Origin of the sequence: Pseudodesulfovibrio thermohalotolerans, assembly GCF_021353295.2 — a bacterium.
GTDB classification, from domain to species: domain Bacteria; phylum Desulfobacterota; class Desulfovibrionia; order Desulfovibrionales; family Desulfovibrionaceae; genus Pseudodesulfovibrio; species Pseudodesulfovibrio thermohalotolerans.
In genome coordinates, this window is the sequence record NZ_CP120635.1 from 1,343,189 (window position 1) to 1,363,139 (window position 19,951).

Annotated in this window: 17 protein-coding genes; 10 read left to right on the plus strand and 7 right to left on the minus strand. The window is 61.3% G+C overall.

Annotated elements, in window-relative coordinates; translation table 11 throughout:
* Nucleotides 1–200: 200 nt before the first annotated feature.
* Together LF599_RS06240 and LF599_RS06245 are read right to left on the minus strand one after the other, a co-directional pair.
* Nucleotides 201–1,517 carry an L-cysteine desulfidase family protein gene (locus LF599_RS06240; RefSeq protein WP_279522681.1) on the minus strand — a complete coding sequence of 439 codons (1,317 nt, stop codon included), beginning with the start codon at nucleotides 1,515–1,517 and terminating at the stop codon, nucleotides 201–203.
* Nucleotides 1,518–1,519: 2 nt separating this feature from the next.
* Nucleotides 1,520–2,041 (minus strand): hypothetical protein, encoded by a 522-nt coding sequence (locus LF599_RS06245; protein ID WP_279522682.1) that lies wholly within the window; start codon nucleotides 2,039–2,041, stop codon nucleotides 1,520–1,522.
* A 188-nt stretch (nucleotides 2,042–2,229) separates the two neighbouring features.
* Between LF599_RS06245 and LF599_RS06250 the strand changes: the two genes are divergently transcribed.
* The 3 genes from LF599_RS06250 to LF599_RS06260 all read left to right on the plus strand — a co-directional run bounded on the left by LF599_RS06250 (nucleotide 2,230) and on the right by LF599_RS06260 (nucleotide 5,483).
* Entirely contained in the window at nucleotides 2,230–3,996 is a 1,767-nt protein-coding gene (locus LF599_RS06250; protein WP_279522683.1) for a chloride channel protein, read from the plus strand.
* A 110-nt stretch (nucleotides 3,997–4,106) separates the two neighbouring features.
* Nucleotides 4,107–4,628 (plus strand): hypothetical protein, encoded by a 522-nt coding sequence (locus tag LF599_RS06255; RefSeq protein ID WP_279522684.1) that lies wholly within the window; start codon nucleotides 4,107–4,109, stop codon nucleotides 4,626–4,628.
* Nucleotides 4,629–4,937: 309 nt separating this feature from the next.
* Nucleotides 4,938–5,483 (plus strand): hypothetical protein, encoded by a 546-nt coding sequence (locus tag LF599_RS06260; RefSeq protein WP_279522685.1) that lies wholly within the window; start codon nucleotides 4,938–4,940, stop codon nucleotides 5,481–5,483.
* Between the two features lie 310 nt (nucleotides 5,484–5,793).
* On the opposite strand, the gene LF599_RS06265 is transcribed toward LF599_RS06260, so the two are convergent.
* The 5 genes from LF599_RS06265 to gcvH all read right to left on the minus strand — a co-directional run bounded on the left by LF599_RS06265 (nucleotide 5,794) and on the right by gcvH (nucleotide 10,815).
* Nucleotides 5,794–6,237, minus strand: a complete 444-nt coding sequence (locus tag LF599_RS06265) for a YhcH/YjgK/YiaL family protein (protein ID WP_279522686.1) — start codon at nucleotides 6,235–6,237, stop codon at nucleotides 5,794–5,796.
* Nucleotides 6,234–7,598 (minus strand): dihydrolipoyl dehydrogenase family protein, encoded by a 1,365-nt coding sequence (locus tag LF599_RS06270; protein ID WP_279522687.1) that lies wholly within the window; start codon nucleotides 7,596–7,598, stop codon nucleotides 6,234–6,236. Before LF599_RS06270 ends, LF599_RS06265 begins: the two co-directional genes overlap by 4 nt.
* Nucleotides 7,588–9,030, minus strand: a complete 1,443-nt coding sequence (gcvPB, locus tag LF599_RS06275; RefSeq protein ID WP_279522688.1) for an aminomethyl-transferring glycine dehydrogenase subunit GcvPB — start codon at nucleotides 9,028–9,030, stop codon at nucleotides 7,588–7,590. Before gcvPB ends, LF599_RS06270 begins: the two co-directional genes overlap by 11 nt.
* Nucleotides 9,027–10,361, minus strand: coding sequence for an aminomethyl-transferring glycine dehydrogenase subunit GcvPA (gene gcvPA / locus LF599_RS06280; RefSeq protein ID WP_279522689.1), 1,335 nt, complete (start codon nucleotides 10,359–10,361; stop codon nucleotides 9,027–9,029). The genes gcvPB and gcvPA overlap by 4 nt, the downstream gene beginning before the upstream one ends.
* A gap of 73 nt (nucleotides 10,362–10,434) precedes the next feature.
* Nucleotides 10,435–10,815, minus strand: a complete 381-nt coding sequence (gcvH, locus tag LF599_RS06285) for a glycine cleavage system protein GcvH (RefSeq protein ID WP_269941310.1) — start codon at nucleotides 10,813–10,815, stop codon at nucleotides 10,435–10,437.
* A 390-nt stretch (nucleotides 10,816–11,205) separates the two neighbouring features.
* On the opposite strand from gcvH, the gene LF599_RS06290 reads away from it, so the two are divergent.
* From LF599_RS06290 to LF599_RS06320, 7 genes are all read left to right on the plus strand, one after another.
* Nucleotides 11,206–11,823, plus strand: coding sequence for a class I SAM-dependent methyltransferase (locus LF599_RS06290; protein ID WP_404823738.1), 618 nt, complete (start codon nucleotides 11,206–11,208; stop codon nucleotides 11,821–11,823).
* A 14-nt stretch (nucleotides 11,824–11,837) separates the two neighbouring features.
* Entirely contained in the window at nucleotides 11,838–12,257 is a 420-nt protein-coding gene (nikR, locus tag LF599_RS06295) for a nickel-responsive transcriptional regulator NikR (protein WP_269941813.1), read from the plus strand.
* Nucleotides 12,258–12,424: 167 nt separating this feature from the next.
* Nucleotides 12,425–13,195 carry a GTP cyclohydrolase FolE2 gene (gene folE2 / locus LF599_RS06300; protein ID WP_279522691.1) on the plus strand — a complete coding sequence of 257 codons (771 nt, stop codon included), beginning with the start codon at nucleotides 12,425–12,427 and terminating at the stop codon, nucleotides 13,193–13,195.
* Nucleotides 13,196–13,374: 179 nt separating this feature from the next.
* Entirely contained in the window at nucleotides 13,375–13,701 is a 327-nt protein-coding gene (locus LF599_RS06305; protein WP_269941309.1) for a flagellar basal body rod C-terminal domain-containing protein, read from the plus strand.
* A gap of 160 nt (nucleotides 13,702–13,861) precedes the next feature.
* Entirely contained in the window at nucleotides 13,862–15,280 is a 1,419-nt protein-coding gene (locus LF599_RS06310) for an NAD(P)/FAD-dependent oxidoreductase (protein ID WP_269941812.1), read from the plus strand.
* 374 nt (nucleotides 15,281–15,654) lie between these two features.
* Complete coding sequence (locus LF599_RS06315) at nucleotides 15,655–16,671, plus strand: sigma-54 interaction domain-containing protein (RefSeq protein ID WP_279522692.1); 1,017 nt, start codon at nucleotides 15,655–15,657, stop codon at nucleotides 16,669–16,671.
* A gap of 232 nt (nucleotides 16,672–16,903) precedes the next feature.
* Nucleotides 16,904–19,864 carry a tetratricopeptide repeat protein gene (locus tag LF599_RS06320; protein ID WP_279522693.1) on the plus strand — a complete coding sequence of 987 codons (2,961 nt, stop codon included), beginning with the start codon at nucleotides 16,904–16,906 and terminating at the stop codon, nucleotides 19,862–19,864.
* Nucleotides 19,865–19,951 lie beyond the last annotated feature (87 nt).

The following is a 19,951-nucleotide window of genomic DNA, read 5'->3' on the forward strand; positions in this document are numbered from 1 at the left end:
ATGCCTGACGACCTGTCCCGTTTGTCGGGGGGAGTCGGAAGCTTCTTCCGAGAGAATTTGGTGTGAACGCCTTCGCGGGATTTGCGAAGCGGCGGGGTGAATTTTTCGGCAAGGAAGACAATGTGGCCGGGGCATGAAAAACGCCGTCCGCAGGTGAGACCTGCGGACGGCGTTTTTCGTGGTCTGGTCGACTTCGACTGCTAGACGTCGGAGAATCGTTTTTCGAGCATGATCTGAAGGATGGTCTGGTCGGTTTGGATCATGCCGTCCACGGCGAGGGTGCCGACGTTTCGCATGGTGTCTTCGGAGGAGAGGCCGATGATGCCGTCGGTGTGGTGGACGTTGACGCCCTGGAGCGAGAAAAGGGCGGCCTGGACCGCAGTGCCCGCTGCCGTGGCGAGTTTGAGGGCGCAGCCGGTCTTTGCACCGTCGCAAATGATCCCGGCCAGGTCTTCGAGGAGATTCTTGATGGCCCCGGCGATGTGATGGGCGTCGCCGCCCAGGAGGTAGGTGATCCCGGCGGTGGCTCCCGCTCCCGCAGCCACGGAACAGCCGCAGATTGCTGATAGCCGTCCTGTGTGCGCTTTGACGAAGGCGGTGACGATGTGCGAGAGGGCCACGGCTTCGAGCACGGCCCTGGTCTCGACGCCCTCGACGTAATCCTTGACGGCCCAGATGGGCAGGATGGCGGTCAGGCCGTGGTTGCCGGACCCGGCGGAGGACATGGCGGGCAGGGACGCGCCGGACATGCGCGCGTCGGCGGCGGCCGAGGCGAGGATACGCGCGGCGAGCATCATGTCCTTCTTGATGAGCCCCTGTCGGCAGAGCCGCTCCAGGGTCTTGCCCACGCCCAGTCCGAGGCCGTACTTGAGGCCTCGTTTGGCCAGGCGCATGTTCACGTCCACCCCCTTCTGGAGGAAGGCGTAGTCGTCCTCGTCCAGTTGTTCGGTCAGGGCCATGAGTTCGTTGAGGGTCAGGGTCTTGAGCCATGCTTCCATGGCCGCCACAGGGGAAGGCTCTCCGTCGGTGCGGGTGCGGATGAGCGGACTGTCCACCGGACGGCCGTTAAGGGTCAGGGAGACGATGTTGTCGTGCAGGCCCTCGATGACCGATTCGGCCACGTCATCTCCGGCCTTGGCCTTGGTGCGGATGAGCAGCCCCTGATGCTCCTTGATGAGGGTGACGTCTATCCGGCCTTCGGCCAGGGCCCGCTTGGCGGCCTTGACGTCCTCGTCGGTGACGGTCTGGAGCACTTCGAGACGCAGGGCGGGATCGCCGCCGCTCGCGCCCAGGGCCGCGGCCGTGTCCAGCCCGGACAGCCCTTTGGCTCCGGGAATGGATACGGCCAGGCCGTTCTTGTACACGTTGGGGTCCACGGCCACTTCAAGGGCGTCGTATGCCTTGGACGGGAGCAGGGACACGGCCGCGGCCGCCCCCAGTGCGATAGCCACCGGCTCGGTGCAACCCAGCGCGGGGGCGACCTGGATGGAGAGGACGTCCTTGACCGTGAAACTCATGGCTAGCTCCTTGTCGTGCTCTTGGGACAGTTGGCGCTGAGGTGGCAGACCTCGCAGCCGCCGGTGTAGGGATAGGGGGTGAGGACCGCGTATTTGCGGTTGACCGAGCCTTCTTCGTTCCAGGTCAGGCCGAGGGTGTCGAAGGCTTCAAGCACGCCTTTGCCCGGGCGGGGCAGGGGAGCGCATTTGCCTTCCTGAAGCTCGGGGACGAATCCCTGGGCGGAGCTCATGACCATGGTGATGGCCAGGGCGTGGAAGAGCAGCCCGTGGGTCGGGGAGTCCTGCCAGATACCCTCGATGGCTTCCTCCGCAGCCTGGTCCAGGAAGATGAGCACGAATTTGCCTTCGCCCTCGGTATTCTTTAGTTCATATGCCTTGAGGCTTTCGGCGGCCCATTTGTCCCAGAATTCCTCGAATTCTTCGAGGATGTCGCCGTCGATGCGGGTTTCACCGGCGACTTCCATGAAATACATCATGTCGAAATCGGGATTGGGGGTCATGGGGGTGATGTCGTATTTTGCCATATGGTTTTCTCCGTAAAGGGGATTGAGTTCATCAGGGAGGCTTTGCTTACCCTTTTTCCCGATTCCGCTCAAGTTTTCCGGTCAATTCGTTGCGCTCGCCGGGAAAGTGAGGTTAGTATCGAAGGCAAGGAAGATAGGCCCCCATCGTACGTAGTCAACACCGTCCCCCGGAGCGATTTGGAGATTCAATGGCCCCCGAACGAAGTGAACCGCTCTTCCTCAAACTCAGGCGGCCCAATGTACGCTTTTTGTTCCTGGCCATCATCATTGGCGTTCTGGCCGGGTACGGCGCGGTTCTGTTCAAGCTGATCCTCAAGTACATGCAATGGGTGTTCTATCAGAACACCGATGACTGGCTGTCCTTTGCCGGGACCGTCCCGCTATGGATGAAAATCGTCATGCCGACGGCTGGCGGATTGGTTGTCGGCCTGGTGGTCAGCTTCTTCGCGTCCGAAGCCAAGGGACACGGCGTGCCCGAGGTCATGCAGGCCATCGCGCTGCGCGGCGGGCGCATCCGCAAACGGGTGGCCGCGGCCAAAATTTTCGCCTCGGCAGTGACCATCGGTTCGGGCGGCTCGGTGGGGCGCGAAGGGCCAATGGTCCAGATCGGCTCCTCCATTGGGTCGTCCGTAGGGCAGATGTTCAAAATCCCCAGGGTGCACATGAAGACCATGGTTGGGTGCGGAGCGGCGGCAGGAATCGCCGCCACCTTCAATGCGCCCATTGCCGGAGTGCTCTTCGCGCTGGAAATTATCATCGGTGACTTCGGGGTCATGCAGTTTTCGCCCGTGGTCCTGTCCTCGGTCATGGCCACGGCCATCTCACGCTATTATTTCGGTGATTTTCCCCATTTTGACATTCCGTCCTACTCCATTGTCTCCCTCTGGGAGTATTTCTTTTATCCCTTGCTCGGCGTGGTCACCGGCTTTGTTGCGCTGGCCTTCACCAATTCGCTGTATTGGCTCGAAGACCGGTTCGACGCCATCCCCATCCCGGAATGGAGCAAGCCCGCCATCGGCGGGGCCGTGCTGGGCTCCCTTTTCGCCGTCTGGCCGCAGGTCTTCGGCGTGGGGTACGGGGCCATGAACACGGCTCTTGTCAATCAGACTCCCTTCGCGCTCATGTTGGTGCTTATTTTCGTCAAGATCGCGGCCTCCAGCGTGACACTGGGTTCGGGCGGTTCGGGCGGAATTTTCGCCCCCAGCCTGTTCATGGGCTGCATGACAGGCGGGGTCTTCGGCCATGTGGTCCATTGGCTGTTCCCGGCATACACGGCCATGCCCGGCGCATACGCCCTGGTGGCCATGGGCGGCCTGGTGGCGGGCACCACTCATGCGCCCATCACCGCCATCCTCATCATTTTCGAGATGACCTCGGACTATTCCATTATTCTGCCGCTTATGCTCACCTGCATCACGGCTACGGTCATGAATTCGACCATCCAGAGGGCGTCCATCTACACCACCAAGTTGCTCAGGCGCGGCATCGACATCGAGGCGGGCCGGGAACGCCACCTGCTTTCGCACATGCTGGTCAAGGAGGTCATGGTCCGGGACTTCGTGACCATACCGCAGTCCATGTCCCTGTCGGGCATCATCTGGACATTCAAGACGCAGAACGCGCCATATCTGCACGTGGTGGACGAGGAAGGGCGGCTGACTGGGATCATCTCCTTCCGCGATCTGCGGGCCGTGCTCAACGAGGACGCGTTGAACGACCTGCTCATCGCGCACGATCTGGCCACGCTCAATCCGGTGACCGTGACCACGGACGACACACTACAGGACGCCTTGGACAAAATCACGGACTGGGGCGTGTCTCAGCTTCCCGTTCTCAGCTCCGGCAGGGAACCGAAGCTTGTGGGCACCCTGACTGAGCTGGCTATCGACGCGGCATACAATTCCGCCACGGTCAGGGCGGAGATCGCCGAGGACCACGAGCGGAAGCCGTCCTAGCTCCCCCCGGCCCGGGGGTCCCGATTGCCGTTGAGGCCCTTCGCCCTTTGTGCTAGCTTCCGTTTGCCGGTGGCGAGAGCCGGACAATCGCATTTTGAGGAACCGACCGCATGAACGACATCCGTATTTCCGTGACCCTGTCCTTGGATGAGAAGTATCCCGAGGACGGCTATATCGACTTCAACCTGTCCGTGGACGGGCAGTACCTGCATGAGATCGGGGTATATGTCGATCCCGTGGATCTGGTCACGTCGGCCACCATGTCCGGCGAGTTTTTCATCTATACCTGCGATTGCGGCAACCCCGCCTGCCAGGGCATCGACGACGGAGTCATGGTTTCCCACACTGCGGATACGGTCATCTGGCGGCTCAAGAATCCCATCTCGTGGCCGCCGGACGAGCCTCGGCCCGACTGGGAACACGACGTGGAGTTCGTCTTTCCCCGCGACCTCTATCTCCAGCAGGTGTCCATCGCTCTGGACCACGCCAAGCGCATAGCTCGCGGCTTCAAATTGCCGGGCAACCTGTGGGTCGGCCCCGATCTGTCCATGGAAGGGCTTCTGGCCCTGGAACTGCCTCCGCAGGAGGGTGGTTTCTTTGCTCTGGAACCCCAGGGTCGCGCCCTGCACTGATCCATCGGGTCGGTTCGGAATACCGAATTTGCGTATTCCTGAAAAATAATCTATTGTCCGCTTGAATGCTCCGGCTGCTTCTCCGGTGGTGCGATCCACCAGGAGGAGCGGACATGTCTGTTTGCAATCCCACTCAAAGTCGATTTAATCGAGCGCGCCTGTTGCGTGCGCCGCCCTTGTCGCGCGGAGAAAGACCGCTCGGGGGAACGACTGTGTTCAGGTCTCGGGCCGCATGGCCCGCGGGAGGAGTACCTGCTTTCGGGGCGAGCGCAAGTTCGCCGCAATCATAGCCGAAAACAGGATGTGCTCATGTACGTGCCAATCAAGATTTATCCCAATCGGCGGAGTCTCAGGGGGTGTCTTTTCATCGCCGCCTTCTGTCTCGGGCTGGCTGTGACCGGGTTCCAGCTCGTGAACGACAAGAACCTCAAGCTCGCAGTGTATTGTTTCAGCATGGTGGGGTTTGCCGTGGCCATGATAAACGCCGCCGCGGTCATGACCCGACAGCCCATGGTCAAGATTCTCGATGATCGATTCTCGGTGTATACGCCATTCGGCTATGCGTTGATCCGGTTCGGCGAGGTGCTCGCCTTTCGCAGGAGCCGGATACCGTTCCGCCGTTCACTGCGCATTCACATCAATGGTTCGGCCCGGCCGAAATTCCCGTCCGCCTATTGCAGGCTGCTTTATGCCGTGGTCAGCCTGAATTTCACCAACACCGTCTCCATTCCCGGTTTCCTTCTCGGAGCCGACCCGGAATCCGTCATGCAGATGCTCGAAAAACGGCGTATCGCCGCTGTGCGCCTGGACGCCATCGGCGAGTACAATCCAACGGCGTTGACCTCGTTGGGCTGATAGCGGCTGGGTAGACGGACCCGCCATGCGGGTCCGTCGTGGCGCCTCTGGCCCCCCTATCCCCTCTCACCCTCCGAAACTTTTTGTATGCGCATCCGCGCGGGTGTGGGTATGCGAAAAGATGAACCTCTTCCCGAAACGACTTTCGAGCTAGAAAAATACGTTGGGGAAAAACCGAATCATTTGCCGACCCCGCGAAGCGGCGACAAAAAGTTTAGGAAAGAAAGGGGTTGGGGGTCCGGGGGAAGGGGAAGGAAAACCCATTTCAAAGGGGTTCCTTCCCCTTCCCCCGGCCGCCGGAGGCACCGCGTCAGACGCGGACCTTCATGATGATCTTGTGTATCTCACCGTCGGAGATCATGGGCATATGGGCGTCTTCGGGGAAGTAGACGGCGATCATGCCGGGCAGGACTTCGGCCCAGTGGGTGGGCGCGTCGGCGTAGAAAGCCACGTCATTGCGCGGGTCGGACGCCTCCACCGAGGGGCCGAGGTCGCGCCGCGCTTTCCAGCCTATATTGTCCGTGCCGTCGATGACGTAGGCGAGGTCTATGTAATGATCGTGGGTCTCGATGAGCGCGTCCTCGGCCTTGCGTCCCGGCCCTTTGGCCATCACCGCATAGAGCCCGTCCTCCAGGTCCATTCGGCCCAGAGGCAGTTCGGCCAAATCCGGCCTGCGCAGGAAGGCGAAGGCGGCGGGGAAGCGGGGGTTGAGTCCCGCATAGAGGTCGGTGTTTTCGAGAATATCGAGGATCATTGCACTTTTTTCCTCTCAGCCTTGAGGGCCATGAGCAGGGCTTCATCCAGAGACGGATGCGGGAAAATGACCGAATGTATGTCGTTCAAAGTCCAGCCTTGATGGACGATCATGGCCGCCGGGGTGACGAGCCGGGATACGTCGTGGCCCACGGCCGTGACGCCGACCACCTTGCCGTCGGACCAGACCACCTTGACGAATCCCTGGGTGGCCGCATGAGCCTGGGCCATGGGATTGGCCGCAAGCTGGGCCACGGAGACTTCGGTGGTGTCGAAATCGGCCAGGAATGCTTCATTCTCCATGGTTCCGACGCGCATGGCTTCAGGCGAGCCGTAAAGCACGCTCGGCACCGGGCCGACGGCGTAAGGAGTCTCGATTTTGCCTGCGGCGTGGAGAGCTACATAGTGGGCTTGGTGCGATGCCGCATGGGCCAACTGGATGTGGCCGTTGGCGTCGCCTATGGCGTAGATGTCCGGTGCGGCCAGGAAATGGTCGTCCACTTGAATCTGGTTGAAGAGCAGCTCTATGCCCGCTTCCTCCAGGCCGATTTCCTTGGTCACGGGGCCGCGTCCGACAGCCACCAGAGCCTTGTCGGCAACGATCTGCTCGCCCGAGTTCAGGGTGAGCAGAGCCCGCCCGTCGCGGGTGACCACACCGGCCACGCGCTCGTTCAGCCTGATATCCCATTTCCAGCGTTTGAACACGCCGGCCAGGGCCTTGGAAACTTGGGGGTCCTCCAGGGGAGCCACGCGGTCCATGGCGTCCACGACGGTGACTTTGGCACCGAAGCGGTGGGCCACCTGGGCCATTTCCAGGCCGATGAAGCCCGCGCCGACCACGATGAGCGATTCGGGCATGGACTCCATGGACAGGAACATGTCGGAGTCGAGGACGCAATCGCCGTCGGGCTCCAGGCCGGGGAAGAAGATGGGCCGGGAGCCGGTGGCGACCACCAGTTTCTTGTAGGCGAGGGTCTTCTCCCCGTCGGCCGAGGCCACGGCCACCTGGTGGTCTCCCGCCAGGCGGCCCGTGCCTTCGATCAATTCCACGCCGAGTTTCTTGAGCTGCATTCCCATGGCCTTGCGGGTGCCCGCCAGGTGCTTCTGCACCCTGCTTTGCAGGGCGGCGAAGTTTACGGTCACCTCGCCCGAGGCGACCTTCATGCGGGTCTGGTTATGCAACTCTTCGACGGCGGAGGTGGCCCCGAGCCAGAGCTTGGTGGGGATGCACCCGCGGTTGAGGCAGGTGCCGCCCAGGAAGTCCTTTTCGACCAGGGCCACGGACAGGCCGAGTCCGGCGGCTTCAACGGCTGCGTCGAATCCGCCGGGACCGGCCCCTATTACTACGAGATCATAAGTCATCTGTCAGTTCCATGGACCGGGCGGCCTTGGTCTCGTCCAGCCTGGTCACGGGCAGGTTTACCGGAGCCGAGGTCAGCGCTTCGGGGTTGGTGTCCACCAGCTCGGCCAACTCGATGAGATCGTCGCAGAACTTGTCGAGCGTTTCCTTGTTCTCGGTCTCGGTGGGCTCGATCATGAGCGCCTCGGGAACGATAAGCGGGAAGTAGATGGTGGGCGCGTGGTAGCCCCTGTCCAGCAGTCCCTTGGCGAAGTCCAGGGCGTGTACTCCCTTGTGCGCCTGGGGAGTCGCGGAGATCACGAATTCGTGCATACAGGTGCGGTTGTAGGGAACCTCGAAGTGGCTCGAAAGCCGTTTACGCATGTAGTTGGCAGCCAGGACCGCGTTTTCGCTGGCCCGGGTCAGTCCTGCGCCGCCCAGCCGCAGTATGTAGGCGTATGCCTTCAGATACACGCCGAAGTTGCCGTAGAAGGGGGCCACGTAACCGATGGATTTGGGGAAGTCGTAGTCCAGGAAGAACTGGCCGTCCTCGCGTTTGCGGACCCTGGACACGGGCAGGTAATCCACCAGCCGTTCGGATACGCCGACGGGACCGGAACCGGGGCCGCCGCCGCCGTGGGGGGTGGCCAGGGTCTTGTGGACGTTCCAGTGAACGATGTCGAAGCCCACGTCGCCGACACGCATCTTGCCCATGATGGCATTAAGGTTCGCGCCGTCGTAGTAGAGCAGGGCGTCGACCTTGCGCAACATGCGCACGACTTCGGGCAGGTTCTTCTCGAACAGGCCCAGCGTGTTCGGGCAGGTCATCATCATGCCCGCCACTTCGTCGTCCAGGACCTTTTCCAGGGCCGCGGGGTCGACGATGCCGTCTTTGGATTCCACGGAAACGATCTCGAAGCCCGCGATGGCGGCGGACGCCGGGTTGGTGCCGTGAGCCGAGTCGGGCACGATGACCTTGGTTTTCTTGTTGCCCTTGTCGCGGTGGTAGGCGGCCATGAGCATGACGCCCGTGAGCTCGCCGTGCGCGCCCGCCATGGGGTGCATGGTGTAGGCGGCCATGCCGGTGATCTCGCACAGCAGCCGTTCGATTTCATACATCACCTCAAGCGCGCCCTGGCACAATCCGCCCGCGCCCCGCAACTGGGGCAGGACCGGATGCAGCCGGGTGAAGCCGGGCAGGCCTGCGGCCACTTCGGTGAATTTGGGGTTGTACTTCATGGTGCACGACCCCAGGGGATAGAAGTTGCTGTCCACGCTGTAGTTGAGCTGGGACAGCCTGGTGAAGTGGCGGACCACGTCGAGCTCGGAAACGGAGGGCAGGCCGATGTTGCCTTCGCGCAGCATGTCCTTGGGGATGTAGGCTTCTTCTGCCATGCCTTCGCAGGGCCAGCAGCCCTCGCGCCCGGCTACGGATTGTTCAAAGATGGTCTTCATTTCAGCGCACCTCGCAGCATCTCGGCGAATATGCCGATCTGTTCTTCGCTGGTCTTTTCCGTGCAGGCCACCAGCAGGCCGTTTTCCAGTCCCTCGAAGTACCGGCCCAGGGGGAAGCCCGGGACGTAGCCGCGCTCGGTCAGCTTGTCGATGGCTTCGAAAGCGTTCACGGGCAGGGTCACGGCGAACTCGTTGCCGAAGCTCCCCTTGGTGAGCATCTCGACGCCGGGGATGGCGGTCAGCCGCTCGGCGCAGATGTGGGCGCGTTCCATGGAAACCCTTGCCACCCGCTTGAGGCCCATCTCGCCCAGGGCGCAGATGTGAACCAGGGCGCGCAGGGCGCACAGGGACTGGTTGGAGCAGATGTTGGATGTGGCCCTTTGGCGTCGGATGTGCTGTTCACGGGCCTGGAGGGTGAGCACGTAGCCGGTGCGGCCATTGGTGTCCGTGGTCCGGCCGACGATGCGGCCGGGCATCTGGCGGACCATTGTCTTCGTGCAGGTCATGATGCCCAGGTACGGGCCGCCGAAGGAGAGGGGCAGGCCCAGGGACTGGCCTTCGGCCACCGCGATGTCGGCGCCCATTTCGCCCGGCGTCTTGAGCAGGGTCTGGAGCACCGGATAGACGGACATGATGGACACGGCCTTGACCGCCTTGGCTGCCGCGAACAGCTCGGTCAGGTCGTTGACCGAGCCGAAGAAGTTCGGGTTCTGCACCAGCACGGCGGCGGTGGAATCGTCGAGTGCGGCCTTGAGGCCCTCGATGTCCGTCTGGCCGTCCTTGTGCGGGATGGTGACGAGATCCACGTCCAGATTGGTGGTGTAGGAACCGAGCATGACGCGGTAGATGGGGTTGAGCGCTTCGGAGACCACGATCTTGCGGCGTTTGGTCTTGCGCACGGCCATCATGGTGGCTTCGTACAGGGCGGTGCCGCCGTCATAGACGGAGGCGTTGGCGCAATCCATGCCCAGCAGCCGGGCCACGGCGGTCTGGTATTCGAAAATGGCCTGCAGGGTGCCCTGGGAAGCTTCGGGCTGGTAGGGCGTGTAGGCCGTGTAGAATTCGCCGCGCATGGTCAGCGCGTCAACGGCGGCCGGAATATAGTGATCGTAAAAACCCGCGCCAAGGAAGCTTACGCTGTCGGTGGCGTTTTTGGCGGCCAGGGCTTCGAGCTTGGAGAGAACCTCCATTTCGCTCAGTCCCTCGGGAATGTCGAAACTCTTCGGACGCATGTCGGCGGAAATCTCGGCAAAGAGATCGTCCACGGAGCCCACGCCGATGGTGGCGAGCATCTCGCGCACTTCGTCTTCGGTATGCGGTACAAACGGCATGATGAAACCTGCTGTTTTAGGATGAGAAAAAAGAAAAGGGCCGAGACGCGCGCCCCGGCCCGACAGCTCGAACCTAGTGCGCTTCGGATTCGACCACGGCGGCGTAGCCTTCGGCGTTCAGCAATCCCTCGGGAGTGCCTTTGACCCGGAATTTGAGCATCCAGCCCGCGCCGTAGGGCTCTTCGTTGACCTTTTCCGGCGCGTCCTCAAGCTCGGCGTTGACTTCGATAACCTCGCCGCTCACCGGCGCGTAGATTTCGCTCGCGGCCTTGACGGACTCGACCGAGCCCATTTCCGCGCCCGCCTCGAAGGTGTCGCCCACCTCGGGCAGTTCCACGAAGGTCAGGTCGCCCAGTTGCTCCTGGGCGAACTGGGTGATGCCGACGGTTGCGACGTCACCTTCGACCATGACCCACTCGTGGGTTTTCGCATACATCAGATCTTCAGGGATCATATTCTTCTCCTTGCTCCGAAAAGGGGTTTATCGATTCTATGATCGGTAGTCTTTAGCATGGGATGAAAATGTTGGAAACAGTAAAAATAATGACACTTTCGAGGTTGTTACCGAAATTTATAGACAAGTTCGCCATAGCGCCAAAAAGCTGACGAACAGGCTTTGTGGTCATGGGCAATAGCTCCGTATTTTCAAAGGATTGTCTATGAGGTTGTACTCGATAAGGTCATACACGTTTTTATCCGTAGGTGTAAAAAGTATCACGATATCTGTTGACCATGGCACGAAGCGAGAGTAGTCTCCCTCTTGCGTATGAGCAATACATCTTTAAACAACTTTTCGGCTGGTTCTTTCGCTGCTCCCGATCCGGGCTCCCGCGTGGAGGTTGAGGTGGGCGGCCGCGTCTGGCTTCTCGACCGCGCCGCGGACATGGAGGCGTTGTGGGACGCCATGGACGACGGTGACCTGGACGAGGACGAACGGCTTCCGTACTGGGCCGAGGTCTGGCCCGCCAGCGTACTGCTCGGGCGGCATATCCTGCGCAACGCGGAGAAGCTGCGCGGCCGCGCCTGTCTCGATCTTGGCTGCGGGCTCGGCCTTACCGGCATGATCGCGGCTTCGGTGGGCGCGCGGGTGGCGGCCTTCGATTACGAATGGCCCGCCGTGCGTTTCGCCCGTCACAACGGCGAACTCAACAATGTTCCCCAGCCCTTGTGGCTGCTCATGGACTGGCGGCAGCCCGCCTTCAATCCGCACGCCTTCGATTTCATCTGGGGCGGGGACGTGCTGTATGAAAAACGTTTTTTCGATCCCCTGATTCGGTTGTTCCGCCACGCCCTTGCGCCCGGCGGACGCATCTGGATCGGCGAGCCTGTGCGCACCGTGTCCCGGCCCGTCTGGGAGCGGCTGCGCGCCGAAGGGTTCGCCGCCGAGAAATTGGTCGTGGAAAAGGTCGCCCTGTGCGGCCAGAACGCCACGGTAAACCTTTGGGAAATCACCATTCCCTGACATTGGAGGACACTATGGGCAAGACCATTCGATTCGGTGTGTCTCTGGATTCCGATTTGCTTGAAAAATTTGACCAACACTGCGCGGAACGCAGCTATCAGACCCGTTCCGAGGCCATTCGCGACCTTATCCGCAACACGCTGGTGCAGCGTGAATGGGAGCAAGCCGAGGGCGATCTCGCCGGGACCCTGACCCTGGTTTACGACCACCACAAGTCCGGGCTGTCGCAGCGGTTGACCGAGATTCAGCATGAGGCGCATCACGTTATTCAGTCATCGCTGCACGTGCATCTCGACCATTACAACTGCCTTGAAGTCATCATCCTCAAGGGTGACGCCGAGGTTATCAAGGACCTCGGGCAGAAGCTCATATCCACCAAGGGCGTCAAGCACGGCAACCTCGCCTTGACAACCACGGGCAAAGACTTGATTTAAGGATCCTCCGGCGCGGGAAAGGGATGAGCCTCCCTTGAACGAGGGGCTTTTTCCCACCTTTGCCGATCCCCTCTTCCCCGAACGTTGCGGCGTCGCCCTTCGGGTCGGGGAGAGCGGAGGAGCGCGTTTTATCCAGTGCAAGGATCGAGGAAGAAAGGGATAGATTGATGGAAGATGTACAGAAAAGTCAGGCTACTATCGCCATGCCCATCGACAGGGTAGGCGTCAAGGGGTTGCGGCTGCCGATCATAGTCCGGGACCGCGAGTCCGGGATTCAGCATACCGTGGCCCAGGTTTCCATGTCCGTGGACCTGCCCGCCGAGTTCAAGGGCACGCACATGAGCCGTTTCGTGGAGGCTCTGGAACATTGGGAAGGGACGCTCGACTACAATTCCTTCCGGACGCTGCTCGACGACATCGTGGATCGGCTCCAGGCCCGCAGCGCCCACCTGCGTTTCGTATTTCCCTATTTCCTGCGCCGCCGGTCTCCGGTTTCCAAGGCTGGGGGCCTCATGGATTACACCTGCCGGGTGGACGGCAACCTCAAAGAAGGCAAGCTGACCTTCACTCTGGGCGCGGACGTGCCGGTCATGACCGTCTGTCCCTGCTCCAAGGCCATCTCCGACGAAGGCGCGCACTCCCAGCGGGCCGAGGTGCGCATCCGCACCCGTTTCGACGGCTTCCTCTGGCTGGAGGACCTTATCGAGATCGGCGAGCGCGCCGGGTCCTGCCAGGTCTTTTCCCTGCTCAAGCGCGAGGATGAGAAATACGTCACCGAGACCGCCTTCGCCAATCCGACCTTTGTGGAGGACGTGGTCCGCGAGGCGGCCAAGGGGCTCGACGAACACCCCCGCGTGCATTGGTACAAGGTCGAGGTCGAGAGCTTCGAGTCCATCCACAACCACTCGGCCTTCGCGGTCATCGAGAGCGGGGATTAGCGCGAGCCGGGCGATTTGGGCCCATGGGGAAATCCCGCCTTGGCCTAACGCCGTCGTGGGTGCGTTGAACACGTTTCATGGGCGGCCTGCGGGATGTTACCGCCCCGATTTGCATCCCCGGCTTCGGGCGCGTATACCGAACAAAGGCTGCTTCCCCTGGTTCAAGGGAGTGATTACCCATGTCCGACGTCAACATCTCGGCCCTGACCGCGCTGTCCACCGTGCAGGAGGTTTCGGCCAACAACATCGCCAACGTGAATACCGACGGCTTCAGGGCTTCGTCGGTTTCCCTTGAGTCCGGTCCGGAAGGGCGGGGCGTCGAGGTGGCGTCCATCACCGAATCTTCCGTGCCCGGCGTTATGGTCGATGGCGTGGAGACCTCCAACACCGACATTGGCCGCGAGATGACGGACATGATTGGCACCGGGCACGCCTTTTCCGCGAACACCGCCTTCGTCCGCGCCCAGGAGGAGATGACCGGCCATCTCCTGAATCTGATCGCCTGACGGCGGGGCGGCCCTGTCTTCCCGGAGCGGCTTCTCCTGTCCAGCGCCCGGTCCAGTGCCTTCCGGCGCGTGCTTGACATCTCATTCCCTCATATCATACGGTCTATCATGGCCCGTCTGCGCGCCTTCCCGATTTTCACGGGGAGACACAGAGCGGGCCATACTTGCGACAGACGAGGAGACCATGACCAATACCGTGAAGACTGATTTCGACGTCATTATCGTGGGGGCGGGCCCGGCAGGGCTGTTCGCCGCCTACTACCTTAGCGAGCATTCCGACCTGAACGTGTTGCTTATCGACAAGGGCAAACGTTCCCTGAAACGCAATTGCCCCATCTCCGGCGACCAGGAGTGCATCAAGTGCCGCCCCTGCAACATCCTGTGCGGCGTGGGCGGGGCCGGACTGTTCTCCGATGGCAAGCTCAACTACATCCACAAGCTCGGCAAGACCGACCTGACCCAGTTCGTCGGCACCTCCGAGGCGATTCAGCTCATCGAGGAAACCGAGGAAATCTTCAACAAGTTCGGCATGGACGGCAAGGTCTTCCCCACCGACATGGAGGCGGCCAAGCAGATTCGCAAGCAGGCGCGCAAGGACGGCATCGATCTGCTCGTCATCAAGCAGAAGCACCTGGGTAGCGACAATCTGCCCGGCCATATCGCTGGCATGGCCGATCATATCCGCGACAAAGGCGTGGTTTTCCATACTTCCGAGAACGTCACCGACGTGCTCGTGAACAAGGGAAGGGTAACGGGCGTCGTCACCAGCCGGGGTGAATACACCGCCAGAAACGTTATTCTCGCCCCCGGACGGGTGGGAGCCGAATGGGTCGCCCACGAGGTCCGCAAGCACGGCATCCAAGTGTCCCAGCGCGGCATCGAGGTGGGCGTGCGCGTCGAGGTTCACAACGAGATCATGCAGGACATCTGCTCGGTGATCTACGACCCGACCTTCTTCGTGCGCACCAACAAGTACGACGATCAGACCCGCACCTTTTGCACGAATTACGGCGGTTACGTCGCGCTCGAAAACTATCAGGATTTCGTCTGCGTCAACGGCCACGCGCTCATGAACAAGAAGTCCGACAACACCAACTTCGCCTTCCTCTCCAAGGTCGTGCTCAACGATCCGGTGGAGGACAACCAGGCATACGGCGAGTCCATCGGCCGTCTGGCCACTCTTATCGGCGGCGGCAAGCCCATCCTCCAGCGGTTCGGCGACCTCAGGCGCGGACGTCGTTCCACCTGGGATCGCATCGGCAACGGCTACATCGAGCCGACCCTCAGGAACGTGGTCCCCGGCGACATCGCCATGGCCCTGCCCGAGCGCATCCTGACCAACCTCATGGACGGCCTGGAACAGCTCAACAACGTGGTGCCCGGCGTTTCCAACGACGAGACCCTGCTCTACGCCCCCGAGATCAAGTTCTTCGCCACTCAGGTCGAGACTCGCGAGCATCTCGAAACCAGCGTGGACGGCCTTTTCGTGGCCGGAGACGGTCCCGGCGTGGCCGGAAACATCGTCGGCGCGGCCGCCACCGCCCTCATTCCCGCCAAGGAAATCATCCGCCGCTTGTAAGTGCGAAGCGGGTGCGTCCGAATACGTGAAAGGCCCGGTCGATGCCGGGCCTTTTTTGTTTTGGAGCCCAGTTCCCGTCTCTTCCAAACTCGCGGCCTTTTCATGGGCAGGGGAGGGACGGCACGTTTCAGGCTAATGGCAGGCGGAAAGACGCCCTGAAAAGTCTTTGCGGATGCTTTGCTACGCGGAATCCTGTCCAACGTGAGTCGGAAAAAAGCGGCTGGCAGGGTGGCGATTTTCCAGAATATCTTTGTATAAAACGGTTATAGTCGTTGACATGCTGTCAGTAAATTGACAGAGAAGATGTATATTAATGATATGGCTGCGGGGCGGGGGTCCTGTTGGCCGTGCATCCATGCGAATCCGGAGGAGAAATGTCGCTCAACCTGGACGGCATCATTGGGAACAGTCCGGCCCTGGCCAAGGTCTTCAAGGTCCTGAAAAAGGTCGCGCCCACGGACAGCACCGTGCTGGTCACGGGCGAGTCGGGGACCGGCAAGGAGCTTCTGGTCAGGGCGTTGCACCGCAACAGCGGGCGTCGCGACATGCCGTTCGTCCCCATTAACTGTGGGGCGATTCCGAGAGAACTGCTCGAATCCGAGCTCTTCGGCCACGAGAAGGGAGCCTTTACCCACGCCATCCGCTCGCGGCCCGGCCGTTTCGAGCTGGCCGACGGCGGGACCATCTTTCTCGATGAAATCGGCGAGATGGACCTCTCGTTGCAGGTCAAGATTCTTCGCGCCTTGCAGGAGAAGGAGATCGAGCGGGTGGGCGGCACTTCCATCAAGAAGGTCGACGTCCGCGTGGTGGCGGCCACCAACCGCGACCTGGAAGGCGAGGTCGCCGCAGGTCGGTTTCGCGAGGATTTGTTCTATCGCCTCAATGTCATTCCCCTGAACCTTCCGCCCCTGCGTGAGCGGGGCATGGATATCCTGCTTCTGGCCGAGCATTTTCTCGGCCGCCATTGCGGCAGCAAGGCGCGCAAGCCGCTTTCCCTTTCCGAGAAGGCGCGGCAGATGCTTCTGACCTATTCCTGGCCCGGCAATGTGCGCGAGTTGGAGAACTTCATGGAGCGGCTGACCATCCTGTGCGATGGCTGCGAGGTGAAGCCCGAGGATTTGCCCGAAAAAATCTTCACGGACATCGGGGAGAGTCCGCTCAGGGAGGAAGAGAAGATCGAGCCGGTCCATCCTGTCGGATTCGCCTGGCCCTCCCTCAAGGACATGCGGGACAAGGATCTCAAGCTCAAGGATTTTCTGGAGGCCATCGAGGGCCGTCTGCTGGCGGAGGCCCTGGAGCAGGCCGACGGGGTCAAGAACAAGGCTGCGGAATTGGTTGGCATAAAGAGAACCACCCTCATCGAGAAGTTGAAAAAGAGGGATTTGCTGTAACCTGCGGAGTAGTGCAAGAGTTGCCCGTTTCGCGGGTAGCACGACAATTGCATAACTGCTTGCCGTGACAGTCGAAAGTGTCAAAAGAATAGTCTGGCCCCTGGCGGCCGCCCTTGTCTTGGGGTTGATCCTGGCTGATCCCGCCCAAGCCTTGCGGGTGGCTTTTTCTTCTCGGGGTGAAACGGAAAATCTGACTTTTTCTTTTGATTCCGACGTGTTGCCGCAAGTATCTGTGGCGAGAACCGGCAAAACCGCATTGCAGGTCCTGTTGCCCGAAGGCATTTGGGGCCGCGAGAACCGGCCTGAAGTCGGGGGCATTGCGGGCAGGTTGGTCAAGTCCGTCGCCACCTCCGGCAATGGGGTGGAAATTGCCCTTTCCACCGACGCTTTCGGATACATTCGCGTTCCCGGCCAGGGGACGTCCCAGTTCGTTCTCCAACTTTATTCCGATCCCATCGGTGCGCGTTGGCGGTCGCCCGACACGCCTCCGGCTCCGGCCGGACAGGCCACCCGGCCCGCTCAAACGGCGCAACCGGCACCGGCGGCGGCACCCGAGCCCAAGGCTCCATCGGCGGCCGAGGTGGCCGAAACCCTGTCGGCGGTTCGCCCCGATCAGCCCGTATCGGACAAAGCCGAGGCCGACCTGCCTTCCGAAGAGCCCTCCGCCGAGCGTAAACCCTTTTTCGCCGTTCCCTATTCCGTTCGGAATGAGGTCGCGCCCCCTGAAACCACGGTCCCTGAGGCCACACCCCCTGTCGCGCCCGGCGAGACCGTGACGGGGGATTATCCGGCGGCCAACGAGTTGCGTTTCAAAGCGGTAAACAAGTCCGCTGAGGAAGTGAAGTTTGCGGAGCTGGCCGGTGGAACCGAAAAGCGTTTTCCGGTGTCCGCCCCTTCCGCACCAGCGTCCGGAGCCCGGCCCGTTGCGGAATCTCCTGCGCCGGAGACCCCGGCCGCCAATGAGGTGGTCGGCAACGTGACCCCGCCCCCGGCCGTTGAGGCCGATTCGGGCGGCACCCGTGGTGATGTAGCTCCGCCTCCGTCCGCACTTGAGCCTGAGACGGCTCTGGTTGGCGATGCGGGATCGATCTCCGATGAAGTTCAGCCCTCGCCCACGGCTTCCGGCGGACCGGCGGCGGACGTCCAGGCCGACGGTGCGCAGCAGGTCGGAGCCGATGGACAGCCGTTGGAGGAAACGTCGCCCGAGGAGCAGGAAAAGGCCCGCATCCAGGCCATTCGCGATCAGCTCTACGAGGCGCAGTCCATGATGTTCAACGGCGCGTTGAACGAGGCGTTGCCGATTTACGAGGATATCATCAAGCAGCCCAAGCTGCCCGAGGACGTGCGCGATGAGAGCCTCTACGCCATCGCCGACATAAAGAAGCAGATCAACTCGGGCGATCTGGCGAACAAATTCGACGAGGTGGCCCAGGCCTTTATCGAGGCCATGAACGCCAACCTGCGGTCCGACAGGGTGCCGCGCGCTCTGCTCAATCTCGGGTTGCTCAATCTGCAGGTGGGCAATTTCCCCGAGGCCCGCGCCTATTTCAAGATTCTTCAGGACAAGTACCCGGACGACGACAACATTCCGTCCATCAGCTATTACTGGGGCGAATACTGGTATCGCAAGGGCGATTACCGGAAGGCCGCCGACCAGTTCCAACATCTCATTCAGACCTATCCCGAGCACCAGCTCGCCAAGCAGGCCGCCTATTATTTGGCCGATTCGCTGAACCGGACGGGCTATCTGGACCAGGCTTTTCAGATCGTGGACTACATCGACAAGCGGTGGCCCGACTATTACATGGAGAACATGGATTTCCTGCGGCTGGCGGGCGGCGTGGAGACGCAGCTCAAGAAGTGGGAGCAGGCCAAGAACCATTATTTCACCTTCTACAACCTCAATCCCGATGCGGACGGCGCGGATGTGGTCCTGGCCCGTCTCGGGGACATCTACCTGCGCATGAACGACAAGGGCGCGGCCAAGCAGGTGTACGAGAAGGCGGTCAAGGATTATCCGGACAAGGAGGGCGGCCTCATCTCCAAGATGCGGCTGGCCGAGGAGGGCATCTACGACGATCCGGCCATGCACGAGATGGTGGATGTCTTCAACCGGCCGTACAATCTCAACCCGAAGCGGGTCTATACCGAGATCGTCAGCCGACATCCGGACAGTCCGCTTGCGCCCATCGCCCAGCTCAAGCTGGCCATGTGGTACGCCTTCAACAAAAAATATCCCGAAGCCCTGTCCTCGGCCCAGGATCTCGTCGAGAAGTATCCCGACAGTCCGCTGGTGGACAAGGCCCGGATTCTGGGCGACTCGGTTTTCGTTCTCGCAGTGCCGGGGATGCTTGCCGAGGAGCGCTACGGCCGCATTGTTCGCTACTGGGAGACTTACGATTTCATCGGCAAGAAGGATTCCAAGGTCGACGACAACACAAGGCTCGCCATCGCCACCAGCTACTGGAAGGTGGGGCAGCCCGAAAAGGCCCTTGAGCTGCTCAAGCCGTATCTTGTGAAGAAACAACTTGCCGGCGTCTCGGATCAGGCTCTCGGCCTGGCCGTGAACATTTACCTCGATCAGCTCGCCTGGCAGGACATTTCCGATCTCGTGTCCATGGCCTCCAAGCACTGGAAGCTCAAGCCCGAACAGCAGCGTCAGCTCGAATACGCGCGGGCCATGTCCCTGCAGAATCTCGGAGACGGCAAGCGCGCCGTGACCCTGTGGGCCGATCTGGCCAAGGACGCCACCGTGGACCCGGCATTCCGTGCCTACGCCATGTATTACATGGCCAAGGACGCCATGGAACGGCAGGATTTGCGCCGGGTTTTCGTCTATTCCCAGGAGGCCCTGGCGTTGCTGTTGCAGAGCGACGGCGATCCCGAGAAGGTCAAGGACGCGGTGCTCATGTCCATCTACGCCACCGAGCGGTCCGGGCGTTACGAAGAGGCGCTCAAGTGGGCCAGGGAGTATGACAAGTACATTTCCGTGGACAATCCCGAGTGGGCCTCCACCCGGTTCAAGCTCGCCCGCATCTATCGCAAGGCCGGGGCCATCGAGGAATGGAAGCAGTTGCTTCAGGATATCATCGAGAAGAAGCCCGATTCCCTTCAGGCCCAGCTAGCCAAGGCCGCTCTTGACACGCACAGCCTCGAACGACAGGCCAGCCAGTACGCTCCCAACCCGGGGTAGACCGGCGGGCAGGCGTTTTTCTCCCTTTCCCTCAATTCTTGTCGGTTTTTTTGCCGTTTGGGTATGGTTGGAGGTCGATTTGTGCTA